General features: G+C 53.7%; 8 protein-coding genes. 4 read left to right on the top strand and 4 right to left on the bottom strand.

Translation table 11 applies throughout. From position 1 onward, the window contains the following. The first annotated feature begins 57 nt into the window (after positions 1-57). Positions 58-861 carry a VOC family protein gene (locus SynPROSU1_RS02985; protein ID WP_222929898.1) on the top strand — a complete coding sequence of 268 codons (804 nt, stop codon included), beginning with the start codon at positions 58-60 and terminating at the stop codon, positions 859-861. A gap of 86 nt (positions 862-947) precedes the next feature. Then, positions 948-5,363, top strand: a complete 4,416-nt coding sequence (locus SynPROSU1_RS02980; protein ID WP_186571444.1) for a multicopper oxidase domain-containing protein — start codon at positions 948-950, stop codon at positions 5,361-5,363. Positions 5,364-5,395: 32 nt separating this feature from the next. Here the strand turns inward: SynPROSU1_RS02980 and SynPROSU1_RS02975 are convergent, their stop codons facing one another. Genes SynPROSU1_RS02975 through SynPROSU1_RS02960 form a run of 4 tightly spaced genes read right to left on the bottom strand, consistent with a single transcriptional unit; the run spans position 5,396 to position 10,212 of the window. Next, on the bottom strand, positions 5,396-7,834 hold the full coding sequence (locus tag SynPROSU1_RS02975) for an endonuclease MutS2 (RefSeq protein ID WP_255444758.1): 2,439 nt from the start codon (positions 7,832-7,834) through the stop codon (positions 5,396-5,398). After that, the gene (locus SynPROSU1_RS02970) at positions 7,797-8,195 is read right to left on the bottom strand and encodes a VOC family protein (protein ID WP_186571442.1); all 399 of its coding nucleotides are present in this window, start codon (positions 8,193-8,195) and stop codon (positions 7,797-7,799) included. The genes SynPROSU1_RS02975 and SynPROSU1_RS02970 overlap by 38 nt, the downstream gene beginning before the upstream one ends. A 4-nt stretch (positions 8,196-8,199) precedes the next feature. After that, the gene (gene hemB, locus SynPROSU1_RS02965; RefSeq protein ID WP_186571441.1) at positions 8,200-9,201 is read right to left on the bottom strand and encodes a porphobilinogen synthase; all 1,002 of its coding nucleotides are present in this window, start codon (positions 9,199-9,201) and stop codon (positions 8,200-8,202) included. Between the two features lie 39 nt (positions 9,202-9,240). Beyond that, positions 9,241-10,212: a DnaJ C-terminal domain-containing protein gene (locus tag SynPROSU1_RS02960; protein WP_186571440.1), complete on the bottom strand. Its 972-nt coding sequence runs from the start codon at positions 10,210-10,212 to the stop codon at positions 9,241-9,243. A 116-nt stretch (positions 10,213-10,328) separates the two neighbouring features. On the opposite strand from SynPROSU1_RS02960, the gene SynPROSU1_RS02955 reads away from it, so the two are divergent. Together SynPROSU1_RS02955 and SynPROSU1_RS02950 are read left to right on the top strand one after the other, a co-directional pair. Then, a complete protein-coding gene (locus SynPROSU1_RS02955) occupies positions 10,329-10,733 on the top strand; it encodes a vitamin K epoxide reductase (RefSeq protein ID WP_186571439.1) in 405 nt (134 codons plus the stop codon). Between the two features lies 1 nt (position 10,734). Next, positions 10,735-12,423 (top strand): SulP family inorganic anion transporter, encoded by a 1,689-nt coding sequence (locus tag SynPROSU1_RS02950; RefSeq protein WP_186571438.1) that lies wholly within the window; start codon positions 10,735-10,737, stop codon positions 12,421-12,423. The last annotated feature ends 231 nt before the right edge of the window (positions 12,424-12,654 follow it).

Raw genomic sequence — 12,654 nt, 5'->3', positions numbered from 1 at the left:
TCAAATGTGTCGGAACAAACTTCAAGCAACTTTGTATTGATGTCCTGACATTAGTACGTGCATTATGCTCTATCTTTCTTTTTCAGCCATATTGTAGTTACAAATTCTTCAACTAAAATGGAGCTGTATTCTCCCGACAGCCAAGAAAAGCCTTCTGCTCTAGGCCATATGCTTCAGGGCATCCAGCACTTCGGCCTAACAACCCCAGACCTTGATAAATCACTGAAGTTCTATATCGAGGTTCTTGGAGGTCGATTAGCTGTTGGTGGTGACGGCTTCTACGGACCAGAATTACATAACCTGCTATTTCAACAAGATGAACTGAATAGTAAAGAAGGTGAGCATTCTCCTGAATTTTATGGTGTGCCAGACCTGAGGGATGGGAGCAAAGATGCGCTGGATGTTAGGTTCATTCAATTCGGTAATACTAACTTAGAGCTGTTGCACTTTAGAGGCGCTAAGGAAACTCCATTTGCTCCCAATATCTTTAAGCCGGTTTCCTCATCTGTTGGATTTGGCAACGTTCCGCATGTTTCATTTCATATGAAGTCAAATGTGGATATGGATGAGTTCGCTACCAAACTTGTCGAAGAATCACACAAACGAGGTTTAACTGAAGTTTCTGTGAACAAAAAAGTGGAGGTCGACAATCGCAATCAACTCGGAGAAGCACCAGAGAGTTATGCCATCACAGAGTTCCCTGGATCTTTCGAGGGTTGGGCTCTTATTTATGCAAAAGGCCCCAATGGGGAGCAATTAGAATTCAACCAAGTTCGATCTGTATGTCGGGACAATTTCATCACAGCAATGGAACAGTACAACAAGCTCAATGGAACAGATCACAACTGGCCAAAGGGATAGAGATCAGTTGAATCTAAAGAAATCCGCAAAGAAGAAATAGAGTTACCTCGGCTGATTACAATAAAAAGATATTGAGTTGCTCACTAATGCCTTTGCTCCGCGATACGTACACCATTGGTACACGCCTCCACTCATCGTGGAGCGAGGCTTTTGATCCAGATGCTTTTTTAAAAGTTCTTCCTCATCCAGATGTAAAAGTTCCATACGACAGTGCCTGGCAAGAATGGCAGAAAGGGCAATCTGGCTACAAAAAAGGGAAGTACACTTACGAACATCCCAAGGGTCTTTATTACTCCAGTTGGGGGCCGGAGATAGATGAAGTTGATATTGAACTCACTCTTTCATCCTTCAATGAAATCAATATACCTGGCTTGGGAAAACTCACGGCCAGTGATGCTGAAGATACATCTGTCTACAACAATGATTTTCAACTTTACAATGGTGAAACAGGTCTGACACATGGTCCGCTCATTGTCGTTGATCCGGGAGACACCATTAAGGTCAAACTGATCAACGACTTGCCGGAAGACAAAACATATTCTTACTATGACGACACCAACCTTCATACGCACGGGCTGCATGTATCAGCTCAAGGCGATAGCGACAATGTTTTAATCTCCATTGATCGTGGTGAAACTTGGGAAACAGAAATCAAAGTTCCTGACGACCATTTTGTAGGACCAGATTGGTACCATCCACATTTACATGGTGCTACGAATGTTCAGGTCTCCAAGGGATTAGCAGGGCCCTTGCTCATTCAACCTTCGACAGAAGAAAGCAATGATCTAAGAAAGTTTGATCCAGTTAAAGATCCTGTCTACTGGATGAATTTGCAAACCTGGAGCTTACAGCAAGAGCTCCGACCTGCATCAGATAATGATCCGGTGAATCAAGATCCAAATGGAACGGCGTATGCCATAGCAGCGCCACCTGAATTTACGGTAGACAATGAAGGCAATTCTATTTATAAGATTTCCGATGCAGGTTATATCGGATATAATTACATGCCTTTTGGATATGATAAGGAAAGTCCGCTTGATGGGAACCCACATTATGGATTTGGTCTGAATGGAACCCCGATCGAAAATATAATCCATACTGTTAATGGTCAATATAATCCAACCATTGATGCCAAAGTAGGTGAATGGAATTTATTTGGCTTCCTTAATTTCACGGTCAACTCGCATTATGTGATCCAGCTGGTGCGCGAACACAACGGCAAATTTAGTCTTGAAGACTTTGAACTTGTTGCCGTTGATGGAGACGTGGCTGGAGCAGCCAAAGAAGGGCTAACAAGCTCCACGGAAACGCCGGTCATGGCACCAGGTGCCCGCATGACTCTGCAGCATGCGTTTACCAAGCCAGGGAAGTATTATTTTCTAAGCAATGGTACTGATGAGATTCTTGGCAAAGATCTTGCACCAGAAATAACAAATACAAACACCAACAAAAAATCAAAATCAAATGTCGCTGGCGACTCATATTATGGCTTTAATGATGGTCACCTGGTTTGGGGGCCTCAAGTATTAGCAACTGTAGATGTTAGTGGCAAATCAATATCCAAGAAACCAGATTATCCGAAGCCCTGGAATTATATCAAAAAGGAGCAGAAAGAAATCAACAAGTGGATGAAGGAAACTTCCGCGCAACTTGAAGCTGGCCAGATTAATCAACGAGAATTTGTATGGAGTGCCTTTCTTAAAGATGCCGATGGCAAGCCTGTTTACAATTACTTCGGTGAGGGTGGAGTTGGGTCATTCCCTCCATCGGATAATAATCCCCAGGATTTTGAAGGTGCTTACAGAGTCAATGGACGTTATTTTGGCCACACCCCTCAGCAGCAGACTGTGGTGGCGTTACCCATGTTGGGTACAACGGAAGAATGGAGTATTGTCAATAAATCCTATGGAGACAGCAAAGGAGAGTGGGGAGAAGCTCACCCATTCCACATCCACCAAAATGATTTTGTCGTCACCGAAATCAATGGCCTAACTACAGACGAAATCACAGCCTACCCAACAAATCAACTCTCCGACACTGTTGTACTCGGAGCTGCCTACCTCGATGGAACCCAGACAGCCGATAATCCTTACGGACAAGCTGCTGCCGTAAAAAACAAGCGAAGCAAGCCTTTTTCAACGAAAATCCGGATGCGTTTTGAGGATTTTCCAGGGGCGTATGTAAATCACTGCCATATCCTCTTCCATGAAGATGCAGGAATGATGCAGGCAGTCAAAGTCATACTCAACACTGATTCAACATTTATAGGTCCCAAACTGGCAAGTCAATCTGTTGATCTTAGTCTTGGGAATGATACTTCAGCCAACTTTGAACTCAAACCCTATAAAAACGAGTCTGACAACGAAAACTTTAACGTTGCCATAGGCGACATTAATTACGGAAACTTCTTTAGCCAAAGCGATCTTAAGAATGATACAAACTACAAAAGCGGAACAAAAGGATACAGCGACAATATTACCGACATTGCGACAATACAAAGACAAAAATCCACTGATGCAAACTACAAGATCCGCATCTTTGATGGAGATGCTGTTAAGCAAGCGGCAACAGGACATTACAAGTTTGCAGGTTTTGCACCTGTAGCGAAAGACGCATTGGAGTCTGATGTAATCAGTACAGAAGGCAATCTCAAGAAACTTGCTGTAAGTGCAGATGTCTATTCAGACAAAAAATCAACCGATCTCGATAATCACAAGGGCACTGGCGGCCCTGGAAGCTGGGGCATCTCACATCTTGAGGGTGAGACCTACATCAATGATGTATTCAACCAAGATGGAGGTTACGTCGGCTGGAATGCCAATACAGACCCTAAGGAAGTAACAGGAACAAATGGCGAAACAATCCCTGACTCGAACGACAATGGGCGATTTGTCTTTACTTCAGCAGACAAACAAGACTCTCTCATCTCAGATGAATACCATAAAGTTAATGACGTCGAGAACAATCTAGCCATCGAACATTATCAAATAACTGGCGGTACCGGTCGATTTGAAGGGGCATCCAGCGGAGAAATCATTGGCAAGGAATACTTCTGGGGTGGTGCGGATATCAAACTCGCGTCTAATCCGAAACAACTTATTCAAGCCAAGCCACAAACGTTTATCGACGGAACAGACAACAACTATGTCTTGAAGGACATAACCCCTTTCAAAAAAATAAATTACACCAACAAAAGTGAAACCTCATTGGCCGTTGGTGACATTGATGGTGATGGGCATGCTGACATTGTCGCGGGCATAGGAGGTAGCAATATGAAGCCAATAATCGAGATTTATAGCGGCGCAGACTACTCGCTCATGGGCCGGATTAAACCTTTCCACGCAAAAGGAAAAACCACGATCAACCTAGCCACTGGCGATATCAACAGTGACAATTTTGTCGACATCATCGTTGGGCAAGGAGAAGGTGGTCAAGGTGCCGTCGAAGCCTTTAGTGGTCGCCTAATTTTTGATGTCGTAAAAAATTCACAAGGCAGCAAAATCGGTGCTAAGTCTGTTCAAGGCATTGACCCTCATAAGGGAGCAAAAGTCGCTAAAGCAACAAGCCTTTTTACAGATCATTTCAGACCTTTCGCTGATGACAATTATACCGGAGCAGTTGATGTTTCTTCGGGCTACATTCTTCCAACACCAGAAGAAAGTCAAAGCCAGGAAGAAGTTAATGCGCAGGTGATTCAATCCAGCTTCGCCAACCTAATTGCATTAAAGGTTGATTCACCATCATCGAAAAAATCTCCCTCAATAAAAACCTTCTATTACACAGGAGGAAGCAGCCACGATGGTCATGGGAGCCACGAAGGCCATGAAGGCCACGGCGATATGAGCACGATGAAAATGAATAATGACGTCCCAACTCTCGAATCGTCACTGAATATCAAGAATCCACTTTCCTCGATTAACGGAACATTTATTGATCGATCCTCTAACGTCGATGAAAGAGGTCATGGTGCCCTCATAGGACAACACCCAGATGGCCGACAATATGCCTACACCATCGATGACAATGAGGTGCAACAAGGGAAATGGAGTACGTTCAAGCACCAAAAAATATCTTTGACACCTGGCACAACTATTGATGCAGCGAAAGATGATTCCACAACCAGTCCTCTCATAGGAACTTCAGGAAATGACCAAATCAAAGGAAGACGAGCCAATGAAGTCCTGAGAGGATTGAAGGGAGATGATCAACTCATCGGACGTCACGGTAATGACGAGATCTACGGAGGTGCTGACAACGATCGATTGATTGGAGGTCTTGGCAACAACACCCTGGAGGGAGGGCCAGGACAAGACACGTTTGTTGCTGGAAATGGCTTCGACACCATCCAGGATTTTGATCCCACAACAGATGTCATTGAAGTCTCTGGAGACTTCAAAGTCATCGCAGATGGCAACGACAGTCGTATCGAATGGACAGACAAGAGCAACAGTGTTCTCGTGCTCGGGATTAAACCCAGTGAGCTCCAAGATCACCTGATGTGAACATCAAGAAGTTGACAAACAACTGATCACACTCAGCGCACCCACACAACGCTGCAGCCGGGCCCCCCATCCCCCTGCTCGGCATCCGTGACCCGTTCCACATAGGGAACAGTGTCTAACCAGGTGCGCAGGCCGCGCTTGAGCTTGCCCGTTCCGATGCCATGGATCACCCACACCGGTCCATTGGCACTGCGCAGGCGTTCCTCGAGCGCCGCTTCGGCCTCATGCACCCGCATGCCGCGCACATCAAGGGTGTTGCGACTGGTGCGCACCTGAGCACCACCTCCGCCAAGAGAACGAGCCTGCACCTTCACCACCGGCTTTGGAGGCGGTTCAGGCTTGCGACCATCAAGGCTTTCCACCGCTGCGAGATCCACAGTTGTGCGCATCACCCCACAACGGACCGTGAGCTGAAGGCCGTCATCCGTGATGGCCAACACGTCCGCAGCCTTCCCAAGAACCAACAAGCGCACCCGATCACCCACCGCCGGACACCAGCCCGGAGTGGGTGATCGCCGTTCGGGGATGGGTCGGTGATGGTCCTCCAGTGTGCGGAGCCGTTGGCCAGCCCTCCGCGCGGTTTCCCCATCCGCACGCTCATCACGAAGCCGGCGAATCAGCGTGCGGACCTCTTTCTGGCCTTTGCGGATCGACTCCTCGAGCCGCTGACGGCCCTGCTCCTGGCGTTGTGCAGTCTGCTGCTTCTGCTTCTGCCAGCGCTGCAGCAACTCCTCGTGCAGAAGCTCAGTGCGGGCCAGCAGTGCTGCCGCATCCTCCGCCGCGGCCTGCTGGCGCTGACGTTGCTCCTCCAAGCCGCGAATCACACTATTCACCTCACCATCACCTCCAGGAGCCAGAAGCTGCTGCGCCTGCTGAAGAACATCGGGGTCAAGGCCCAACCGCGTCGCGATCGCCAGCGCATTGCTGCGCCCCGGAATGCCCCACAGCAATTCATACGTGGGGGAGAGCGTTTCAGGGTTGAAGGCCACAGAGGCATTCTCAAAACGAGCGTCGTCATATTTGAGGGCCTTGAGTTCACCGAAATGGGTGGTGGCGATGGTGAGTCGGGCTCGTTCAGCAAGAGCCTTGAGCAAAGCCGTGGCCAAGGCCGTTCCCTCGCTGGGATCCGTTCCAGCACCAACCTCATCCAGCAGCACCAGGGCGGGGGCACCGCCCCGCTGCAACGCCTCGAGGATTCGCCCAATTCGCTTCACATGACCACTGAAGGTGGACAAGCTCTGCTGCAGGGATTGTTCATCCCCGATATCCGCCAGCACCTGGGCACACCAGGGCAATGAAGGTTGCCCGGAACAGGGCAAAAGCATGCCAGCACGCGCCATCAATGCAGCAAGACCGATGCTTTTCAGCGTGACCGTCTTGCCACCGGTGTTCGGCCCGGTGATCGCAACCACTCGCAGGTCCGGCGACACCTCCACGGAAATCGGAACCACCGGAGGCCCCTCCGCCCGTTTGTGCTGCCACACCAACAAAGGATGCCGCAGACCTGTGAGATGAAAGGGGGCCTCCTCAGCCCTCTCAAGCTGCGGCGCCACACCACCAAGCCAGCGCCCGTAGCGCCCACGAGCCAGAGCAAGATCAAGCGTTCGCAGCACGGCCACCACTTGATTGAGGGCAGACGCCTCGTCGGCCACCAGAGCACTCAGCTCTGCCAACACCTTGCGTTCCTCATCCCGGATGCGGGACTCCAGTTCCACCAGCTTGTTTCCGAGGGTGAGCACCGAGCGAGGTTCCACAAAAAGCGTGCTGCCTGAGGCCGAACTGTCATGCACCTGGCCCGGCACCTGGCTCACCGAACCGGCCTTCACCGCCAGGACCGGACGGCCGTGACGCTCAGCGATCACACTGTCCTGAAGGGATGAGGCCAGGCGGCGCAGCAACTCCTGAAGCTTGTCCCGACGGTCTTGGCGCAACCCTTGCCATTGATGCCGAAGCGCTGAGAGTGCAGAGCTGGCACGATCAGCAACACGACCTCCCTCCTCCAGGGCAAATTTGAGCCGCTGCTCCAACTCCGGCAGCGTCACCATGGTTTCAATCAGGGTGGTGCACACCGGGCGCAGCTCGGGGTCGTCGATCTGACGGCGCAGACGACGGGCCGCTGCCAGGGTTTCCGCCACGGCCAAAAGCTCTTCACCGGAGGCCACTCCCCCTTTGCTGCAGCGCAGCACCACCGGCTCGAGGTTCTGAACCCCGCGAAAACTGAGTCCACCTTCGGTGAGGTCATCGAGCACCGCCATCTCAACGGTCTCGGCCAGGCGTGTTCTCGACTCCTCCAGGCTGGACGGCAAGGGTTGCACCCGCGCAGCGTCACGGCCCATGCCGGTGCTCGCAAAACCGCTGAGATGGTCACAGACCCGATGCCACTCCAGCAATTCGAGCGTTTCCTGCTGAGCCCGGTCCGCCTCCAAGCTCAAGTCAACTGCAATTGGAGGGGATGCCACCGGGGGGTTCATAGAGCATTTCGAGCCAGTTGCCTTCCGGGTCTTTCAGATAAAAAGACGCCGTGCCGTCGCGGTGGTCATGGACGGCACCAACGTGCACACCCTGCGCTTTGAGACGGTCGTGGATCACATCCACCTGTTCACGATCGCGAAAATGGAAGGCGAAATGTGGGCCGGCGGCCTTGTAATCCGGGCCTAACAAGGCGAGTCCGTCGCGACCTTCCCCGGCTTCCAGGTAGCACCAGTCGTCGGCGCGCCAGACCAGGTGCATCCCCAGATCGGTGTAGAAGGCAACAGCCCGATCGACGTTCTCAACGCGGATCGCCACATGACCGAGACGATTCACACCCGTCGGTTGATCAGCTGTTGCCATCGGATCAGGCCTCCTTCAACCAAGCCGCTGCATCGCAAGCGTGGTACGTGAGAATCAGATCAGCCCCGGCGCGCTTGAAGCTCAGCAAGGTCTCCAGCACAACGGCCTTTTCATCGATCCAGCCACGCTCCGCCGCGGCCTTCACCATCGAATACTCACCACTCACGTTGTAAGCAGCGATAGGGAGTTCTGACTCCTCACGCAGGCGATGGATGATGTCGAGATAGGCCAGACCTGGCTTCACCATCATGATGTCGGCGCCCTCCTGCTCGTCGAGCTGGGCTTCTGTGATGGCTTCCCGGGCATTGGCGGGATCCATCTGATAGGTGTCTTTGTTTTTGGGGATCGGCTTGCTGCCGGCCGCACGCGGCGCGGAGTCGAGGGCCTCCCGGAAGGGTCCGTAGTACGCGGAGGAGTACTTCGCCGTGTAGCTGATGATGCCCACATGTTCGAAGCCTTCATCGTCGAGGGCTTCACGGATGGCCCCGACACGGCCGTCCATCATGTCGCTGGGGCCAATCAGATCAGCACCCGCTTCAGCCTGCACAACAGCCTGTTTGCAGAGCAGTTCAATCGTCTCGTCGTTGAGGACAACTCCGTCTGGACTGACGATCCCGTCATGACCATCACAGGAGTAGGGATCCAGGGCGACATCCGTCATGATCGCCATCTCGGGAATGGCTTGCTTGATCTGCCGTATTGCGCGAGGGATCAGACCATTGGCGTTAAAGCACTCGACACCGTCTTCAGTTTTCAGGCCCTCGGACACCTTCGGGAAGAGAACGATGCAGCGCACTCCAAGGTCGTAAGCGCGCTGCACTTCGCCGGTCAGGGCTTCCAGACTCCAACGGCTGGCACCTGGCATGGCACCGATCGGCTCCACCTCGGCGCCCTCATGGACAAAGAGGGGGTAGATGAAATCTGCAGCCGAGAGGCTGTGCTCACGCACCATGGCGCGTAACGCTGGCGTACGCCGAAGACGACGGGGGCGGTAGGTGAGCTCCATCAGACCCAAACACAAGGTGTGATCGTAAGGGTCACCCGATCAAAGAGCCGCGGAGCGAAGCCACTCTTGACGTGGATGTCCCGTGCGCTTGGCCCGCAACTGCTCAAGCAAACGACGCTCCTCCTCACTCCAAGACGGGGGCATGGCCAAAGTCAACGTCAGAAGGAGATCACCGCGACCTGACGTCGCGGGCCAACCTTTGCCCTTGAGCCGAAGGCTGCGCCCTGGGGCGGTGCCTGCCGGAATGCTCACCTGCGCTTCACCATCCGGGGTCATCACGGAGACCATCCCTCCGAGGGCCAGTTCATCGAGGCTCACGGGCAGATCAGCACGCAGCTGATCTGACTCCAAGCGCCAGATCGGGTGCTCCTGAACCTTCAGATTGAGGTAAAGATCGCCGCGTCGACCTGTTCCGGGTTGCAGGTTTCCTTTGCCCTTCAGACGCAATCGAGAGCCGTTTTTCACGCCGGCAGGAATGCGAACTTGAACGCGCTCGTTGTTCACCGAGAGGCTGCGCTCGCCACCTCGAAAGGCTTCAGCAAAACTCACATTCACCGAGGCCTCCGCATCCAGATTCACCGGAGGGCGTGAGGGCTGGGCTCCACGGGGGAATCCGCCCCCTGCGAATCCGCCTCCGGGGAATCCACCTCCTTGAAAACCACCTCCGGCCGGTCCACCGAATCGGCCCAGCAGGTCGTTGATGAAATCGTCGAAGTTGCCGTAGCGGCCGAAGTCGACGTCCATACCGGGGGCTCCACCCCCACCCATGCCGCCGGCTTGATTCCAGTACTGACCGAATTGCTCATAACGCCGCCGTTTCTCCGGGTCGGAGAGAACTTCATAAGCCTCACTGATCTCCTTGAAACGTGCCTCGGCCTGCGCATCGCCGGGGTTGACGTCAGGGTGATATTTGCGCGCCAGGCTGCGGAAAGCTTTCTTGATGGCATTGGCGTCGGCACTGCGATCGACACCCAGCACCTGGAAATAGTCCTTGTATCCGCTGCCTGCCATACCCATTCAGTGGTGCCCCCAGTCTCACCGCAACAAGCCCCGCGTTGTTGCTTCCGCATGGAGGGAAGCCCGAACGCAACAATGCGACCTAGCTTCGGGCCATTAGCTGCATCAGCATGAGAGGCGTTGCTTCATCCCTGCTGGCAACCGTGCTGCTCGCAGCCGGCGGAGACGTCCTGCGGGGCCTTGCCGCTCCATGGACCAGCACGATCGGGGAGCCCCTGCGCGCCTCCAGCCCCGAGGCCATCGAACTGACGCAGCATCTCAAGGCGATAGGAGCCCGGTTTTACGGCGCTTGGACCTGTCCGGCCTGCTTCAAACAGATGAATCTTTTCGGCAAACAGGCTGGAGCGGAGCTGCCCTACGTGGAGTGCCGCAAGCCCAAGCAGCTGCCGAAGCAAGCCGAAGCCTGCAACGCAGCAGAGATCCGGGCCTATCCAACGTGGGTTCTTCGCGATGGACGCCAAAAAGTTGGCGTTCAGTCCCTGGATGTTCTGAGCCGCTGGAGCGGCCTGAACTGACATGGCTCTGATTAACGGTCTGCATCAACGCAACATCCGAGGCGACCTGCTCGGAGGCCTGACGGCAGCTGTGGTCGCGTTGCCCCTCGCCCTGGCCTTCGGCAATGCGGCTCTTGGGCCAGGAGGCGCCATTTATGGCCTCTACGGCGCCATCGTTACCGGATTTCTGGCGGCCCTGCTTGGGGGAACTCCCGCCCAGGTCAGCGGACCCACCGGACCGATGAGCGTCACCGTGGCGGGCATTGTGTCCAGCCTGGCCGCTGTCGGAATCAGTCGTGACCTAAGTGCCGGCGAGATGCTGCCGCTGGTCATGGCCGCCGTGGTCATCGGTGGTGTGTTTGAGGCCCTGCTTGGGGTGCTGCGGCTGGGGCGCTTCATCACCCTGGTGCCCTATTCGGTGGTCTCCGGCTTCATGTCGGGAATCGGTTTCATCATCCTGGTGCTGCAACTCGGGCCCTTCATTGGGGTGAGCACGCGGGGCGGCGTCGTTGCATCACTCCAATCGCTGATCAGCTCACCAAGCTGGAATCCTGCCGCTCTCGCCGTTGGATTGATGACGCTCGCGGTGGTGTTTCTAACCCCTCTCCGCGTCCGTCAATGGGTGCCGACGCCTCTGCTGGCGCTGCTGATCGTGACGCCGTTGTCGTTGGTGCTGTTCAACGACAACCGGCTGCTGGAACTCGGCCTTGAACCCATCGCCCGGATCGGAGCGATCCCCGGAGGCGGCTTGCAACTGGTGATACCCGATTTCAGCCGGCACCTGCCGGAGCTGGTGAAAGCGGGGATGGTTCTCGCTCTGCTAGGGGCCATCGACTCGTTGCTCACCTCCCTGGTGGCCGACAACATCACCCAGACCAACCACGACTCCAACCGTGAACTGATCGGCCAGGGAATCGCCAACACAGCGGCCGGGTTCCTGTCTGGCCTCCCGGGCGCTGGAGCCACGATGCGAACGGTCATCAACATCAAGTCCGGGGGACAGACGCCCTGGTCAGGCATGACCCATTCCCTTGTTCTTCTGCTCGTGCTGCTGGGGGCAGGACCTCTCGCAGCCCAGATCCCCACGGCACTGCTTGCGGGGATCCTGATCAAAGTCGGGCTTGACATCATCGACTGGGGCTTTCTGCTGCGCGCCCATCGCCTGTCAGCGAAAACGGCCGCCCTGATGTACGCCGTTCTGTTGATGACTGTGTTCTGGGACCTGATCTGGGGCGTGTTGGTGGGGATGTTCGTGGCCAATCTGTTGACTGTCGATTCGATCACCCAGGTACAACTGGATGAAATTGATCAAGCCAATCCGGAGAACCACAAGGACCAACAACATCACAACCTCACGGAACACGAAAAAGACCTGATCCGGTCCTGCGGGGATCAGCTGATGTACTTCCGACTGGATGGCCCCCTCAGCTTCGGCGCCGCTAAAGGGATATCTTCACGCATAGGAAAAATTAGAACCTGCAAATGCCTGATCCTGGATTTAACCAATGTTCCCCGTATAGGAATTACCGCCACATTGGCTATCGAACGAATGATCGATGAAGCACAGAACCTGGGACGGCAAACCATTGTTGCTGGAGCCAAACCAGCTTTGCAACGCCGCTTACGTGACTTTGGCTTCACAAATCTGCAAAGCACGAGGATTGCTGCACTGGAGGCCGCCGTCACGAGCTGCAACAGCCTTACTTCTTGATTCTCAACACCAACTCGCCCCCATCAAAGCCCAGACAGCACAACAAATCAAAGCAGAGAGAAGAATATTGGATTCAGGTCAAACAAAAACCACCCAAACAACGCGCAGCAAAATAGAACAAAAGATAATGCAAAAACACAAGCAATAAGCTCAATACAAGATATTGCAAGAAAAATCAGTTAACATTGGATAGTGAAAAAAGAGCAAGTAAGGAATGGAGAGCATACTTAT

It is taken from the genome of Synechococcus sp. PROS-U-1 (assembly GCF_014279755.1).
GTDB lineage: Bacteria > Cyanobacteriota > Cyanobacteriia > PCC-6307 > Cyanobiaceae > Parasynechococcus.
This window is presented reverse-complemented; position numbering and strand designations above follow the sequence as displayed.